12 protein-coding genes are annotated in these 16,073 nt (G+C 43.8%); 7 read left to right on the forward strand and 5 right to left on the reverse strand.

The annotated features are described in order from the left end of the window. Window positions 1-35: 35 nt before the first annotated feature. On the reverse strand, window positions 36-2,741 hold the full coding sequence (locus ACVBDY_RS12285; protein WP_447175780.1) for a GH92 family glycosyl hydrolase: 2,706 nt from the start codon (window positions 2,739-2,741) through the stop codon (window positions 36-38). Between the two features lie 404 nt (window positions 2,742-3,145). Here ACVBDY_RS12285 and ACVBDY_RS12290 point away from each other — a divergent pair, with 404 nt between their 5' ends. Both ACVBDY_RS12290 and ACVBDY_RS12295 read left to right on the forward strand, forming a co-directional pair. Beyond that, complete coding sequence (locus ACVBDY_RS12290) at window positions 3,146-4,342, forward strand: hypothetical protein (RefSeq protein WP_447175781.1); 1,197 nt, start codon at window positions 3,146-3,148, stop codon at window positions 4,340-4,342. A gap of 185 nt (window positions 4,343-4,527) precedes the next feature. After that, window positions 4,528-4,668: a hypothetical protein gene (locus tag ACVBDY_RS12295; RefSeq protein WP_447175782.1), complete on the forward strand. Its 141-nt coding sequence runs from the start codon at window positions 4,528-4,530 to the stop codon at window positions 4,666-4,668. A gap of 383 nt (window positions 4,669-5,051) precedes the next feature. On the opposite strand, the gene ACVBDY_RS12300 is transcribed toward ACVBDY_RS12295, so the two are convergent. Together ACVBDY_RS12300 and ACVBDY_RS12305 are read right to left on the reverse strand one after the other, a co-directional pair. Beyond that, complete coding sequence (locus ACVBDY_RS12300) at window positions 5,052-5,186, reverse strand: hypothetical protein (protein ID WP_447175783.1); 135 nt, start codon at window positions 5,184-5,186, stop codon at window positions 5,052-5,054. Between the two features lie 878 nt (window positions 5,187-6,064). Then, window positions 6,065-6,802 (reverse strand): TrmH family RNA methyltransferase, encoded by a 738-nt coding sequence (locus tag ACVBDY_RS12305; protein ID WP_447175784.1) that lies wholly within the window; start codon window positions 6,800-6,802, stop codon window positions 6,065-6,067. 187 nt (window positions 6,803-6,989) lie between these two features. Here ACVBDY_RS12305 and tamL point away from each other — a divergent pair, with 187 nt between their 5' ends. The 5 genes from tamL to ACVBDY_RS12330 all read left to right on the forward strand — a co-directional run bounded on the left by tamL (window position 6,990) and on the right by ACVBDY_RS12330 (window position 14,658). Further along, on the forward strand, window positions 6,990-9,551 hold the full coding sequence (gene tamL / locus ACVBDY_RS12310; RefSeq protein WP_447175785.1) for a translocation and assembly module lipoprotein TamL: 2,562 nt from the start codon (window positions 6,990-6,992) through the stop codon (window positions 9,549-9,551). A gap of 132 nt (window positions 9,552-9,683) precedes the next feature. After that, window positions 9,684-10,751 carry a class II fructose-bisphosphate aldolase gene (gene fbaA / locus ACVBDY_RS12315; protein WP_447175786.1) on the forward strand — a complete coding sequence of 356 codons (1,068 nt, stop codon included), beginning with the start codon at window positions 9,684-9,686 and terminating at the stop codon, window positions 10,749-10,751. Window positions 10,752-11,056: 305 nt separating this feature from the next. Then, the gene (accD, locus tag ACVBDY_RS12320) at window positions 11,057-11,914 is read left to right on the forward strand and encodes an acetyl-CoA carboxylase, carboxyltransferase subunit beta (RefSeq protein WP_447175787.1); all 858 of its coding nucleotides are present in this window, start codon (window positions 11,057-11,059) and stop codon (window positions 11,912-11,914) included. A gap of 160 nt (window positions 11,915-12,074) precedes the next feature. Beyond that, window positions 12,075-12,344: a 30S ribosomal protein S15 gene (rpsO, locus tag ACVBDY_RS12325; RefSeq protein ID WP_447175788.1), complete on the forward strand. Its 270-nt coding sequence runs from the start codon at window positions 12,075-12,077 to the stop codon at window positions 12,342-12,344. A 157-nt stretch (window positions 12,345-12,501) separates the two neighbouring features. Further along, entirely contained in the window at window positions 12,502-14,658 is a 2,157-nt protein-coding gene (locus tag ACVBDY_RS12330; protein ID WP_447175789.1) for a polyribonucleotide nucleotidyltransferase, read from the forward strand. A gap of 82 nt (window positions 14,659-14,740) precedes the next feature. Here the strand turns inward: ACVBDY_RS12330 and ACVBDY_RS12335 are convergent, their stop codons facing one another. Further along, the gene (locus ACVBDY_RS12335; protein WP_447173799.1) at window positions 14,741-15,628 is read right to left on the reverse strand and encodes an IS3 family transposase; all 888 of its coding nucleotides are present in this window, start codon (window positions 15,626-15,628) and stop codon (window positions 14,741-14,743) included. A gap of 5 nt (window positions 15,629-15,633) precedes the next feature. Further along, window positions 15,634-16,032 (reverse strand): hypothetical protein, encoded by a 399-nt coding sequence (locus ACVBDY_RS12340; protein WP_447173800.1) that lies wholly within the window; start codon window positions 16,030-16,032, stop codon window positions 15,634-15,636. Window positions 16,033-16,073: the final 41 nt, after the last annotated feature.

The following is a 16,073-nucleotide window of genomic DNA, read 5'->3' on the forward strand; positions in this document are numbered from 1 at the left end:
AGAAACAGATTTTTGGTTGATACTAATTTTCGGTTTTAATCCTTAGTTCCCCATTGCATATTAGGTTCTGGTCCGAGGTAAAGTTCGAGGCTTCCTCCCTTTTGAAAAACCTGGTGCGGAAACCGGAACTTCGTATGTTCTTTTCCGTTCAAAAGGGCTTTTTGGATATACATATTATCCGTACTGTTATTATGGGTAATGATCCTGAATTCGGTTCCGCTGTAGTAATCCGGATCGAGTTTAATGACCACTTCATCAAAAACGGGACTGGTGATATCGTACACCGGGTTTTCGGAAACATTGCCGTCCAGGCTGAAAAGCCCTATAGCCATCAGGGCGCTGACGCCTCCCATTTGTCCCTGGTCTTCATCGTGGCCGCCATAGCCCAGGTCCGGTGTAGTGCCTCCGTATGCCTGTTCCTTGACCTTCCGTACCCAGTATTGGGTAAGCCACGGTTTCCCGGCATGATTAAAAACATGGGCATTGGAACAACCGGGCTGGTTGGCATAACTCACATAACCATCATTGTAAGCAAAGACAAAATCATCATTTTCTGCCATTTCAAAAGCGTGATTGAGCTTTTCGCACAGAACATCTTCTCCGCCCATAAGTGAAGCCAGTTCGTCGATCTGGTGCGATACCGACCAGGTAGCCTGCCAGGCATTGGCTTCTATCCAGCCTTCGCCGGAAAGAGGATCGTTATGCATAAAATTTCCATCCCGGTCTTTGGGAAAAATGAGTTTCTGTTCCCGGTTAAAAAGGGTTTTCCATCCGGCTGCTCTTTGGCTGAAAAAACTGTAATCCTTTTTCTTCCCAAGCGCTTTTGCCATCTGTGACAGGGCATAATCCTGAAAAGCCGCTTCCAGGGTAATGCCTGCGTTTCCGGGCCAGTAGCCATTTTCCGTGTAAAACCGGATATCGTCGGCATCTCCGAGCATCCCGCCGGGCAGGAGGTTTTCTTTTACCTTATCATAAGCCGTTTGTTTATCTATTTTGGTAAGTAAGCCTTTCTGAAAAGTTGCGGCAATGAGGTTGGTCGCGGGAGACCCGGTCATGATATAGGAATAACCGCCACCGGAAGGGCCCCGGGGGAGAAGGCCCCCGTTGACGGCATATTGTACCATGGAAGCGGACATTTCGTCCATGACCTCAGGCCACGCAAGCCCCCACAGCACATTTAAATTCCATTGTGTAAGCCACCAGGCATCGGAATTGTACATATTAAATTTAAGGTTCCCGTTTTTATCCTTCGGTAACGTCTTTATTTTGAATTCAGCATCCGTAAAGGAGCCTTCCCGGGTTCCGGAAGTACGATCCGGATAATCGCCGGAGACATCATTGATCTTTTGCCTGCCGAGAAGCACATGCCACAGATCGGTATAAAATTTAACCTTTTGTTCCCTGCTTCCTCCTTTTACCTCTATTTTTCCGAGCCAATCGTTCCATATCTTTACAGATTCGCTGTGAACCTTATCGAAGTCCCAATGCGGACATTCCGTATCCAGGTTATTCCTGGCGTTCTCTACACTGGTATAGGAAATAGCGATCTTCATTTGCAGCTCGTCCCCGGCAACAGCGTTATAGATCGCCGTAATCCCGGTACTGTCCCCTTCTATCTCCCGAATATCTTTGATTCGCTTCGTACCCGTCCAGCCATCCAACCTTTGAAAAGGTTTATCGAATTCGGCTACAAAAAACACCTTAACATCTTTCGGGCCGCCCCAAAAACGTTTTGTGGTGCTGAAATATCCTTCAATTCCCGTATCTGACACACGCGAGACACGGGCATTTTCCATCTGTACATTACTGACATATCCGCCGAGATTGGTCAATACCTGGGCTTCCATATCCCGGGTAAAACGAAAACGGTAAAAACTCACCCGTTCGGTAGCGGTTAGTTCAGTCCATATGTGGTGATCGCTTAAATAGACCCGTTGGTATCCGGGCTGTACGACCTCATCTTCATGACGGAATGCCGACTTCCATCCCTCCTGCCCTTGGGTAGGATCTATAACCGCCGGGGCCGGCATAATCTCCAGGCCGCCCAGCATCCAGCTGTGTATCTGTTCAAACCCCAGGATGTATTCGTCGTTATAGTTATAGCCACCCCCGTTCTGGTTCTTGTTGCGGGTTAAAGGAGCTGCCCCTACCATACCGAACGGCCTGGACCCGGTAATAAAAAACAGGTACCGCCCGCGATTGGTCTCTATATAAGGATCTACCCATGAGACAAAATCATTATTATCTTCCGGGGCTGCGAACACCTCTATTTCAGACAGCCCGAGATCTTTACCGTTGCCATCCGTCACCCGGAACTTCACCCAGTCCACGGTTTTGGTATCGAACTTTACTTCTTTGCCTTCCCCGTTATCCGGTATACGGTTGACCCAAATAAGGCTTCCGTCGCTGAAAACCAGTTTTCCCCCTGCAGTAAATTCGCTTTCGGAAGGACGGTCGTATAAAACGATACGATTTATTTTCCTGGGTTTGTCCCACCGAAGTTCTATCCATGGAAAACGTATATAACCCCAATCCGTAGTAACACCTTCACAAGCCCACTCCCCTGTTCCCGGAATTCCAATGATCCCGTCCGCTACATTTTCGGGAAGAAACATTTCGGATAAAGCGGTAGAAGCGGATATTTTTGCCTCACCCGCTATGTTTCCCGTCTGCCCCTTTGCGAAATGAACCAGACAGAAAAATAAACCGATACTCCAAAGCCTGATTTTATATGGTGTCATTGTGAAAAAGTTATAGGTTGATGTTAATATGTTCATACATATGAACATTATACAAATGTAAATAAAAAACAATACAATAATTACCGATTACATATTTTTTTCTGCTATTTATTGAATTATTATGTTTTTGAGAGAATTTATTTTCATGAAACAGCACCATCTTCCGATAAAGACATGAAATTTAGCATGAAAACAGAAACGGGTTACTTCCCCTTCTTCTCTATGTAAAAAGAAGTAATCCGGAGAATGCTCCTTAAATGTATATCTCTACGGTTCAAAAATTAAAACTTGAATATCAAACAGTTACGCAACGCCATTATTTTTGGCACAACCTTTGGTATACCATTGCTGTGAAGTAATTGTGGCCACAACAAACAATTACTAACCCTTTAAAAATTGACGTTATGAAAAATATATTTATACTATTGGCTTCTATGCTCCTGGGTACGGGTATAAAAGCAGCGACAGAAACCTCAGATAATTTTCGTTCGTATACCGGCGATTCCTTTATTTTCGTAGAGGGTAATATAGAGTTTTCCGTTTTTCCGGACGGACAATTCGATTTTGCCTACCTGGGTGGCGGGGGAACACAGATAAGTATCGGTTCTCCCGGTGTAGCCATAAATTTTAATTCGGGCTATAACTACGATCCGTATGTTCAATACGATAACTACGGAGCCGTGATCCAGATAGAAAATGTCCCTGTTTACTATGACGATTACGGTCGTATTATGAGGGCCGGGAATGTATTTATCCGTTATAACGACCGTTATCTTACTCAGATAGGCGGACTGGTGGTACATTATGACAATTTCGGTCACTATACGCATTATACCGGATACATAAACGCGCTTAACAGAACGTATGTTTACAGACCGTGGCATACCTATTACACGATTCCTTACTATACATATAGTGTGGTTTACACCACTCCGTACCGAAGATATTACACCCCGGTACGATATAATTATACCTATCATAAGTCCCATTACGCAAACAGCAGGTCCTATTCCAACAGCCGAAGGGATTTTTACCTGCCGGGGAGCAGGATGCACTATCAGGACGGAAGGGTTGCTATAAACAAGTCGTATAGCAATACGGAGAGAAGAAATAGCACTAATAGCACTACCTACAGAAGAGATGATACGGTTTTGAGGAACAATGCTTCCGCCACAAGGAGGACTTCTGCCACTGCAAATACCAATAGCAACACTGCGAGACGAAACTCTGCTACCGGAGCCGAAGCAAGTAGGAGCAGTATGGAAAATAACACTGCGCCTACCACAAAGCGTAACAGTTCCGCTACGACCGGGAACAGTACAAACCGTAGCAGTACAACCGCTGCTACCGAAAGAAGGAACAGTACTTCCTCAAGCACATCGGGAAGTACCGGTACCACTGCACGGCAGAGCCGTTCGACAAACAGTGTAAACAGCAATGCGAGCAGAAACAATACAACACCCCGAAGCAAGACCAAGGCTGCTTCACAAAATACGACGAGAGTACAAACCGGCACTCCGGCCAGCAGACAGAGCAATGCTGCAACACGGACTTCCGGTAGCACCGGCAGACAAACCACAACGTCGCGCAGCAGGAATTAAATAAAGTATGGTTTTATAAAGTAACCCTCCCGGATATAATCATCCCGGAGGGTTTCTATTGGTAGATACCCGCGGAGAAAGATCATCAAAATGTATGCGCCCCTCGCTTGGGTTATCCTGCAAAAAGCAATACTTTTGAAACTGAGAAGATGGACCTGTACATTACATCTAATTGACCGCTTATCATGTTCAAAAACAAAAAAACATCTCAGATCATCATGCTTATAGCTGCGGCCCTGACCATTATCGGCGTGGTGACCGGCAAGTTTTTCTTTCTTTTTTTAATTCTGCCCCTGGGGTTTCTTTTCAACCGGGGAAAGGATTGAGGAGCTTTTTTAGTCCTGGAGTTGATCAGCTTAGGGGTTGTTGGCTGGCGCCCACTTATGGGAGTTTGATTTTCATATATTTACACTTGTGTTCTTTGAGATAATGGTAGTCTGTATTTCCAAGCAGTTCTTTTTACAGCTACTTTGTCCGGTAGCGAGGTATCCGGAGTTAGTACTGTTTCGTAAGTTAAACGATCCACTCTCCGGTTATCATGTATTATTACTGTTGAGTAATAGGCTATTATCACCTTGGAAATCCGGATACGGAATGTACTCCTTCTGGTATTGCGAATATCTCTGACTTCCCAGTCCCCGTTCGGTAAAACCCCCGGGCTACAACCAAAAGCATCGCTGCCGGTGGGATGCCGGTAGGGATATAACTGTCAAACGGATGGCACCACCGCCGGTTTCCCGGCAACTTCGGGACGGGTAGCCTGCCTGTAAAGATATGCCTGCCTTTGCCGCCCGACCGTCATATCGTATCCCCGGCCGGATAATCCGGAGCCGGTTTTTGCCATTTAAGGGATTGTGTTTACACCGAACCGGTTTGCTTATGATATCACAAGCAAACCGGTAAGCGGTCAACGGAACTGCGTATGTTGCAAACAGGATCCCCTACGATTTCATATCCATTACCCTAAGCCGTAAACACAACCCGGTTAGTTGCCTAAGCAATTGCTTGTGATTTCACAAGCTAGGGGGTAAACGGTCAACGCAACTGTGTATGCCGCAAACGAAATCTCTTAGGCCGCGTACCCATTCCCTTACGCCGCAAACAAAACCCGGTTAGCCGCCTGAGCAATTGCGTATGATTTCACAGGTAACCCGGTAAACAGTCAACGGAACTGTGTATGCCGCAAACCGGATCCCTTAGGATTTCACACCCGTTCCCTTAAGCCGTAAATATAACCCGGTTAGCGACTAAAGCAGTTGTATATGATATCATAAGTAACCCGGTAAGCGGTTAAAAGAAACAGATAAGCCGCATACCGGACCCGGTTCGGCATATACACAATCCCTTAAATGACCGTTTTCCGGCCTTTAAAGCGGAAAGAAACGGAGCGTTTTTCTGTGGGTCCCGGTACAGGAGGGTATGGAAAAGAAATACGCTTATGATGAGTACCCCGGTCTTCTGAAGATGGGCAGAGTTTTGAAAACCTGTCCGTACCTGGTGAAGTAGCAAGGGAAGTGCCATTCATACAATTCAAATCGTCACGTCATAAAAAAGGATGGAAAGCTATGGCGTACAAGGAGTGCAAAGAACGCATATTCATTTTTAGTAGACATTAGTGGGAGTCGTTAGTTAATCAACTTTATAACAATCGATTAAGCATTCGGAGAATCAAATAAATGTGTTGTAAAAATTACGCTACAAAACTCCGAATATCAAGACTCATCAACTCCTGCTCCCTTGTCTCCGGAATTCACTTAAAAGTATAGCTGTGGCTGTAGCTACGTTAAGACTTTCGGTCTCCTGTATACGACCAAAACGGGGAATGGAGACCATACGATCTGCCAGAGACCGGATCTCTCCCGATATCCCGTTAGCTTCGTTTCCCATCACCAGGATACCTTTTTGCGGGAGAGCTGCTTCATAGATGTTTTCCCCGTTCATATCGGCAACAAAAACCGGTAGTCCGGATTCACCAATATAGGTTTCCAGTTCAGTATAAACAATATTCACCCTGGCCAGTGATCCCATAGTCGCCTGTACCACCTTGGCATTATAGCAATCTACGGTAGTCATACTACATACCAGGTCTTCAATCCCGAACCAGTCACACAACCGGATAATGGTCCCCAGGTTACCGGGGTCGCGTATATCGTTCAAAGCCAGTACAAGACCGGAATTTCCTGCCTTTCTTGCTTCAGGGATCTCAAAAAGCGCCAGCGCCTTATTAGGGGTTTTCAACTGGCTTATTTTTTTCAGTTCCTGGTCCGAAATCTCCCGGACAAAGTCTGCCGCAAAGGCAAAACGACCGGCATCTGTCGTATACAACTCCCTCATTGTCACTCCGGCCTCATATAGTTCTGTAATGACTTTTACTCCTTCCGCCACAAACATTCCGTTTATACTGCGGTACTTTTTTTGGTGTAAACCCGTTATTAGTTTAATTTCGCTCTTGCTAACCATCCGTTATCGTGTATTTTTCCCTATAAAGCCGGAACCGACTTCAGGTTATTCGGTAAAAATTAGGCTGTGACCCTATTTTCCGGGAGGAATTCACACAAAATTTTTTCATCTTTGTTTTTGCTTAATTGCAAAGGCATGTATTTTATGTGTTTTGGATCGATAATCTGTTAAACCTTTCTTTTTTCCATTGAAAACTCTGATCACAAAAATAGCGGTAATCTTTTTAATACTGTCTATAGCATCGTGTAATGCGGTAAAAAGAGTGAATGACGATCAACTGCTTTTGACCAAAAACAATATTTATGTAAACGGGGAAAAGGAAACAGATGAAACGCTTCGCAATCTTATTTTACAGCATTCCAACAGTTCACTGCTGGGATTTAACCTGAAACTCCATATTTACAACATGGCCACGCCCAAATCCGATTCGGCTTACCTGGCATGGTTGCACCGAAAGGAAAAAAGAGAAAAACACCTGACTCGCCTATTGTCTGAAAAGCAGGTACTGGAACTGGGGAGGTCCGTATCCGGGTTTAACAAATGGCTGAAAGAAACCGGCGAAGCCCCCGTGATTATCAACGAATCGAAAGCAATCAAGTCGAAAGAACGGCTCAATCTGTATTACAACAGTAAAGGCTATTTCAACAATAAGGTGACCTATTCCGTTGATTCCGTACCCAAAAAGAAAAAACGAGGGGAAGTAAGTTACCACGTTGCTACCGGGAAACCGTATTTTGTAGACAGCATAACCAAGAAAATAAAATCGAAGGACGTAGATTCCATTTATGCCCGGTACGATGCCCGAAAGCTGATAAAAAAAGGGGAGCAATTTGACCTGACCCATTTTGAAGCGGAAAGGGAACGTATAAATTCTATTCTCATCAATTCCGGAATATACCAGTTCCAGCCCAATTCTTCCATTCGCTTTAATGTGCTCCGCGATACTTTGGTAGCTAATGACGATTACAAAATGCCGGTAGAAATACAGATTGATAACCGCCATGAGAGAGACGGGGATTCCCTGCGGGAGATCCCGTATAAAATACACCGCATCAAGAACGTAAATATTTATGCAGACTATACTTTTGGCATAGACCGGGATTCGCTCGACTCCATCTCCTATGATAAATTCACCATTTACTTTCGTGATAAGCTTCGCTATAAACCGAAAGCACTTGCAGATGCTATTGGCATATCTCCCGGGAATATATACCGCGAAATAGACCGTACGCGTACCTACAGGCAAATAAGTAACTTAAACACTTTTAAATACCCTAACATAGAATACCTGTATGTCTCCGGAAAAGACGACCAGCTAAATACCAATATCTACCTGACACACCGGCCTAAATTCTCACTTGGTCTCAATACGGACATATCGCACTCCAACATCCAGGATATCGGTGTTTCTTTCAGCACGTCACTCATAAGCCGGAATGTTTTCCGGGGAGCGGAGACCCTGGAGGTCTCTGTTAGGGGTACCGTGGGATCATCAAGAGAAGCCAGCAATCCCAATGACAGGTTTTTCAATATTTCCGAATTCGGCGGCGACATCCGGCTCAATTTTCCCAGGATATTTTTCCTGTTCGACACCAGGAAATTTATTCCGAAATATATGTTGCCCCAAACACGCATATCCGTAGGTAGCTCCTTTCAGAAAAACATAGGACTCGACAAACAGAGTTTTAATACCATATTGAGGTATAACTGGACACCATCCTTCCAGAAGAAACACATCTTCGAGCTGATGAACATAGAGTTTATACGGAATCTGAACATAGACCGTTATTTCACGGTATACCAGAATAGCTACGAGAGGCTAAACAATATATCCGAGAGGTACACAGTAGACCCCGCCTACTATGACGATAGCGGAAATCTCCTCATTCCGGAAGGGACAAATCAGTTTACCCAGGATGCCCTGTCCGGACAGGTCACCGGGCTGACTCCCAACTCAGATGATTACCGGACCATATCGAGTATAGACGAACGAAGAAGAAGGCTCAGCGCCAATAACCTTATTTTTGCCTCCAATTTCACCTATACCAAAAACACACGCCGGGGGACCAGTGACAATACTTTTTCCCAGTTTAAAGTCAAACTGGAGACTGCGGGTAACTTCTTGTCCGCCGTTTCTAAAATCATTGAGTTCAACAAAAACGAAAACGGTAAGAAACTTGTGTTTGATGTACAGTACTCCCAATACGTAAAAACAGAGCTCGATTTTATAAAACACATGCAGATATCCAGGGAAGGTATCCTCGCATTCCGGAGTTTCTTCGGCTTTGCCATTCCCTACGGCAATGCCACCAACATTCCCTTTTCCAGGAGTTATTTTGCCGGGGGGACCAACGATAACCGGGCATGGCAGCCTTACTCTTTAGGTCCCGGAAGAACTGATGCCCGGAATGATTTTAACGAAGCTAACCTCAAAATAGCCATAAACCTGGAATACCGCTTTAATATTATGGGAAGCCTTAACGGCGCCCTGTTTGCCGATTCGGGAAATATATGGAATGCCCTGGATGATGTTGCGGATGAAGAAGCCATTTTTTCCGGCATCTCTTCTTTAAAAGACATCGCTCTCGGAACCGGCTTCGGTTTGCGATACGATTTCGGTTTCTTTGTTATTCGTCTCGATACCGGATTCAAGACTTATAATCCGGCCGAACAAATGTCCAGACGCTGGTTCAGGGACTACAACTTTGGTAATGCCGTTTATAATATAGGTATCAATTATCCTTTCTGAGCAGTATATTTCTTCCTTACATATCCCATAGACCTTCCAGGTGCTAATTTAGAATCCTATTTTGGGTTTTAGCCGTTGAAATTTATTATTTTTGCCTTTTACTAATTTCAAATTCTGGAAAACTTAAAAACTATGAGTCATAACATTAAGCCCGGGGTAGCTACCGGAGATGAGGTACAGGAGATTTTTGCCTATGCAAAAAGTAAAGGGTTCGCTTTGCCTGCCGTAAACGTAATAGGTTCGGATAGCATAAACGGCGTACTGGAAACCGCAGCAACACTGAACTCTCCGGTCATTCTGCAATTTTCGAACGGAGGGGCCCAGTTCAATGCCGGAAAAGGACTTTCCAATGACGGGCAAAAAGCCGCGATACTCGGGGCTGTTGCCGGGGCTAAACATGTACACGAACTTGCGGAAGCTTACGGGGCTACCGTTATACTGCATACGGACCACTGTGCAAAAAAACTGTTGCCGTGGATCGACGGGCTGCTGGATGCCAGTGAAAAACACTACGCAGAAACAGGAAAACCACTTTTCAGTTCTCACATGATAGATCTTTCGGAAGAACCTATCGAAGAGAATATTGAAACCTGTAAAAAATACCTGGAGCGCATGAGCAAAATGGGTATGACTCTGGAGATCGAACTCGGTGTTACCGGTGGTGAAGAAGACGGTGTGGACAACACGGACGTGGATTCTTCCAAACTCTATACACAACCTGAAGAAGTAGCCTACGCTTATGAAGAACTGATGAAAGTAAGTCCTAAATTTACCATAGCCGCTGCTTTTGGTAATGTTCACGGCGTATACAAACCGGGGAATGTAAAACTTACTCCCAAAATACTGAAAAACTCTCAGGAGTTCGTATCCGAAAAATACAATGTACCTGCAAACAGCATAGACTTTGTATTCCATGGAGGTTCCGGGTCTACCCTGGAAGAGATCCGTGAGGCTATCGGTTATGGTGTTATTAAAATGAATATTGATACCGACCTTCAGTATGCATTCCTGGAAGGTATAAGAGATTATATCCAGGGTAAAAAAGATTATCTGCAAGCCCAGATAGGAAACCCGGAAGGAGACGATCAACCCAACAAAAAATTCTACGATCCGAGGGTATGGTTACGTGAAGGAGAAAAAACCTTTATTGCCAGGCTGAAAAAGGCATTCGAAGACCTGAATAATGTAAATACCTTATAAGAGCATGTTTAAAAAGGATTGATTGTAGCGAAAAATGATGATTTTTGTTCCATATGAAGGCTTTTTTGATCCCGATGATTATCGGGAGCATAGCCGTAGCTATGGGGCGAGAAAAAGACAAAATATGGGGCAAAAAGGGCATTTTTTTAGCCAATTGAATTCTTTTTAAACATGCTCTAAACAAGCTGACGAGTACAGCCGCTTACCGGGTTTAATGTATTGTCGTGCAGATTTTATAACTTGCACCACAGAAAAGCCCGGTAAACGGACAACTCAACAATACTTACATAACGAAAAATAAAAACATGGCTTGGTTCAAACGAAAAGAAAAAGGTATCCAGACCACAACGGAAGAAAAAAAAGACACTCCCAAAGGACTTTGGTATAAGTCCCCCACAGGAAAAATTGTCGGAGCCGAGGAACTGGAGAAAAACTTTTACGTCAGCCCGGAAGACGATTATCACGTAAGAATAGGTAGTAAAGAGTATTTTTCCATTCTTTTTGACGGTAATAAATTCGAAGAACTGGACCCTAACCTGACTTCCAAGGATCCGTTGAAGTTTGTCGATACCAAAAAATATACGGACCGCCTTAAGGAAGCCCAGGAAAAGACAAACCTGAAAGACGCCGTTCGTACCGCAGTCGGAAAATCGATGGGTAAGGACCTTGTTATTGCCTGTATGGACTTTGCATTTATAGGAGGCTCTATGGGGAGTGTGGTCGGAGAAAAGATCGCGAGGGCCATAGACTATTCCATTAAGAACAATGTACCTTTCCTGATGATCTCCAAATCCGGAGGAGCACGGATGATGGAAGCAGCCCTGTCACTGATGCAGCTGGCCAAAACATCCGCTAAACTGGCACAACTTGCCGAAGCCCGGATCCCATACATTTCGCTTTGTACGGACCCCACTACCGGGGGTACAACAGCGTCGTATGCCATGCTGGGTGATATTAACATCGCCGAACCTGGAGCGCTTATCGGTTTTGCAGGTCCCAGAGTGGTAAAAGAAGCTACCGGTCAGGATCTGCCCCAGGGATTTCAAACATCCGAATTTCTTCAGGAACACGGTTTCCTCGACTTTATAACCCATCGCAAAGACCTGAAGAAAAACATCAATCTCTACCTGGATCTTATTCTTAACCAGGAGGTACGGTCGTAATTACTATCGCAATACAGGTAAGAAATACGAAATAGAGACGCAATGTACTGCGTCTCTACTTTTTTATTACAAAACATAAATATTACAACTATTTACCCTATATTTGCGCCCTGATAGACGAGCTATCTCAATACATAAGAATCATTTAAATAATATTGGCATGTATTTAAGCAAAGAAGTAAAAGAAGACATTTTTAAAAAACACGGAGGTTCCGGAAATAACACCGGTTCGGCAGAAGGCCAGATAGCCCTGTTCACTTTCAGGATATCTCACCTTACGGAACACCTGAAAAGAAACCGTAAAGACTTTAACACCGAAAGGGCATTGGTTAGCCTGGTAGGTAAAAGAAGAAGCCTGCTTGATTACCTCAAGAAAAAAGATATCGAAAGATATCGTGCAATTGTAAAAGAATTAGGACTTAGAAAATAATTCCGGGAGAGGCCTTAGTGCCTCTTTTTTGTTTTATTATACCCGGTTTTATCCGGGACATTTCTCAGGGCAAAGTAATTTTCATTGGGTTAACTACAACAACACAACTACCCCGTTACAAACGGGAACCCTTTGTATAATTAATTAAAAAGAATTTATGATTCCTGAAGTAAAAAAAGAAATTATTGATTTAGGAGATGGCAGGACCATTTCCATAGAAACAGGAAAGCTGGCAAAACAAGCCCATGGGTCTGTTGTTGTACAAATGGGCGATGCAATGTTACTTTGTACCGTAGTATCGTCTTACAATGAAAGTACAATGGATTTCTTTCCGTTAACCGTTGACTACAGAGAAAAATTTGCAGCCGCAGGTCGTTATCCGGGTGGTTTCTTTAAAAGAGAAGCGAGACCCAGCGACAGGGAGATCCTGACAATGCGGATCGTGGATCGTGTATTACGTCCATTATTCCCATCCGATTACAGAACGGAAACCCAGGTGATGATCCAGTTGATGTCACATGACGAAGAAGTTATGCCAGATGCCTTAGTCGGTTTGGCTGCATCTGCTGCTATTCAATTGTCTGATATTCCTTTTGAATGTGCTATTTCTGAAGCACGTGTGGGCAGGATAAACGGCAAGTTTGTCCTTAACCCGAGCCGTAGTCAATTATTAGAATCTGATATTGACATGATCATCGGTGCCTCTGCGGATTCTGTAATGATGGTGGAAGGCGAAATGAAAGAGATATCCGAAGAAGAAATGGCAGAAGCCATTCAGTTTGCTCACGACGCCATCAAAGTTCAGTGTGAAGCCCAATTACGACTGGCAGAAGCTTTCGGCAAAAAACCGGTCAGGGAATACACTCTTCAGAAGACTGACGATGCAATCGCTGAAAAAGTTCACGAAGCAGCATACCGGAAAATATACGATATTGCAAAAAGCGGCTATGGCAAAAAAGAACGTAGTGAAGCATTTTCTGCAGTAAAAGACGAAGTATTAGCCCTCTTTAGTGAAGAGGAACTGGAAGAGAACGAAAGCTTGATCAAGAGCTATTTCAAAAAAACCGAAAAAGAAGCCGTAAGAGAACTTACGCTTTCCGAAGGCATTCGTTTAGACGGAAGAAAGACCAATGAGATCCGCCCTATCTGGTGTGAAGTAAATTATCTGCCTTCCGTACACGGTTCGGCGATTTTTACTCGGGGAGAAACACAAGCGCTGGCAACGGTAACACTCGGAACTTCCAGGGAGGCGAATATTATCGATCTGCCGACACAACAGGGAGAAGAAAACTTTTATTTGCATTATAATTTTCCCCCGTTCTGTACCGGTGAGGCTTACCCGATAAGGGGTACTTCCCGTCGTGAGATCGGTCATGGAAACCTGGCGCAACGCGCATTAAAAGGAATGATCCCGGAAGAGAACCCTTACACCGTTCGGATAGTATCAGAAGTACTCGAATCCAACGGTTCTTCTTCTATGGCAACCGTATGTGCCGGAACTATGGCGCTTATGGATGCAGGTATCCAGATGACAAAGCCGGTATCCGGTATTGCTATGGGACTTATTTCAGACGGTGAACGCCATGCGGTATTGTCCGATATACTGGGAGATGAAGATCATCTGGGAGATATGGACTTTAAAGTGACCGGAACCGCAGATGGAATTACTGCCTGCCAGATGGACATTAAAATAAAAGGTTTGCCTTATGAAATTTTGGTACAAGCCTTAAAGCAAGCCCGTGAAGGACGTTTACACATCCTGGAAAAACTAACGGATACCATTGCTCAGCCTAATGCAGAAGTAAAACCTCACGCTCCAAAAATTGTTACCAGAACAATTCCGGGAGACTTTATCGGTGCCCTGATCGGCCCTGGTGGAAAAGTGATACAGGAATTACAGAAAACTACGGATACGACCATCGTTATCAACGAAGTGGATGAGCAAGGTATTGTTGAGATCCTGGGAACCAACCAGGAAGGCATCGATGCCGTTCTGGCAAAAATTGATTCTTTGTTGTTCAAACCGGAAGTCGGCAAGGTTTATGAAGTAAAGGTGATCAAAATGCTCGATTTCGGTGCTGTAGTTGAATTTACTGAAGCTCCCGGAAACGAAGTGTTACTGCACGTATCTGAACTTGCCTGGGAACGTACGGAAAATGTATCTGATGTAGTTAACATGGGAGATGTCTTCGAAGTAAAATACTTTGGCCTCGACCCGAGGACAAAAAAACCCAAAGTATCCAGAAAAGCGTTACTGCCAAGACCGGAAAGATCCGAAAGACCGGAACGAAGAGAAACTAAACACAGATCTTAATCAAGCGTTATATATATTTTTCAATGTAGCGTCCTAAAAAAGCGTTACAGGATTAACAGGATTAAAAATACTAAATATCCCATCAAACGATCGTTTGATGGGATATTTTCTTTTTGTACGATTTTATTTTTACTTCATTTTGTTTGTGCATGTCTTCTGGCGTGTTCATAGCACATGACAGATGTGGTCTTTTTGCGTTGTAAATAGCGATACTTTGTTTCACGATTTGTTTCACGGTATTGATATCTAACTTTTGGATATCGATCAAGAACTCCTGCTTTAAAATACCATTGATACGTTCGGCAACAGCATTTTGATAAGGGTCATAGGATTCAGTCATACTGCATTTTATGTGGTTTTTCGCCAATATTTTCTGGTACTCTTTACTGCAATATTGAAAACCTCTGTCGGAATGATGTATTAATCGCTTTTTAGGGTAACTTCTGTTTTTAATAGCAAATTTTAATGCTTTAACAGAGCTATCTGTTTCCAAGGTATTGGATAGGGAGTATCCAACAATCTTTTTGGAATATGCATCTGTGATAAGCGATAAATACATGGGGTTTTGCCTGGTTCCTATATAGGTAATATCCGCTACCCATAGTTGTTCTGGTCTATCAATAACCTTATCTTCGATCAGGTTTTTATGCTTTTTGAAGCGATGGTGCGAGTTGGTGGTTATATGGTAACTTCGCTTGTGCTTTATCAACAAATGATTAGCCTTAAGTATAGCAAATAAACGATCCCTCCCTACGGACAGATCTTGTAAGGGGTCTTGTAAGATATGGTACAGCTTCCTTGTTCCAACCTTAGGAAGTTCCATACGGACCTCTTTGACCAGTTCGAGGACTTTTTCGGCCGTGGCTTGCCGTTTTTTTCTGGATGTAATTGCTCTGTAATACACCTGCCTGCTGACCCCAAGTAACTCACAGGTCGATGAGATACTTTCATCATAATATGCCCTAAACATATCGATTACTTGGGTTTGGAGTTTTTTCTGATAGGAATGTTATATTCTTTTTCAGCAAGCTCTATCATCATATCGAACAAAATAGCCTTTTTGTCTGCTCGTTCGGCGATATGCTCTGCACGGGCTTTCTGTTTTTCTAAGAGCTTTATTTTTTGCTCTAACTCGATGATTCGTTGTTCTGGACTCTTGGGCATGGGGTTATAACTTTGATTATCCCAATCAAAATTACCATATTTTTTCAACCAATCCACTATAGTCGATTTAGCCTGAATCCCATATTTGCTTAACGCTTGTGATCGGGTAAGCTCTCCGCGCTCTATTTCGCCCACTACTCGAAGTTTAAAAGACATCGTATAGTCTTTCTGTGTGCGCTTTACATAAGTCGTCTGTGGTTCTTTTTTCATTACACTTTCATTTTAGTGTAACGCTATTTCAGGACGAGACA

The sequence above is a fragment of the Sinomicrobium halophytocola genome (assembly GCF_052983395.1).

Bases quoted from the DNA above. Each gene is read 5' to 3' on its own strand.
- ACVBDY_RS12290 (WP_447175781.1), top strand. From the start codon at position 3,146: ATGAAAAATATATTTATACTATTGGCTTCTATGCTCCTGGGTACGGGT.
- fbaA (WP_447175786.1), top strand. From the start codon at position 9,684: ATGAGTCATAACATTAAGCCCGGGGTAGCTACCGGAGATGAGGTACAG.
- ACVBDY_RS12335 (WP_447173799.1), bottom strand. From the start codon at position 15,628: ATGTTTAGGGCATATTATGATGAAAGTATCTCATCGACCTGTGAGTTA.
- ACVBDY_RS12340 (WP_447173800.1), bottom strand. From the start codon at position 16,032: ATGAAAAAAGAACCACAGACGACTTATGTAAAGCGCACACAGAAAGAC.
- rpsO (WP_447175788.1), top strand. From the start codon at position 12,075: ATGTATTTAAGCAAAGAAGTAAAAGAAGACATTTTTAAAAAACACGGA.
- accD (WP_447175787.1), top strand. From the start codon at position 11,057: ATGGCTTGGTTCAAACGAAAAGAAAAAGGTATCCAGACCACAACGGAA.
- ACVBDY_RS12285 (WP_447175780.1), bottom strand. From the start codon at position 2,741: ATGACACCATATAAAATCAGGCTTTGGAGTATCGGTTTATTTTTCTGT.
- ACVBDY_RS12305 (WP_447175784.1), bottom strand. From the start codon at position 6,802: ATGGTTAGCAAGAGCGAAATTAAACTAATAACGGGTTTACACCAAAAA.
- ACVBDY_RS12300 (WP_447175783.1), bottom strand. From the start codon at position 5,186: ATGGCAAAAACCGGCTCCGGATTATCCGGCCGGGGATACGATATGACG.
- ACVBDY_RS12330 (WP_447175789.1), top strand. From the start codon at position 12,502: ATGATTCCTGAAGTAAAAAAAGAAATTATTGATTTAGGAGATGGCAGG.
- ACVBDY_RS12295 (WP_447175782.1), top strand. From the start codon at position 4,528: ATGTTCAAAAACAAAAAAACATCTCAGATCATCATGCTTATAGCTGCG.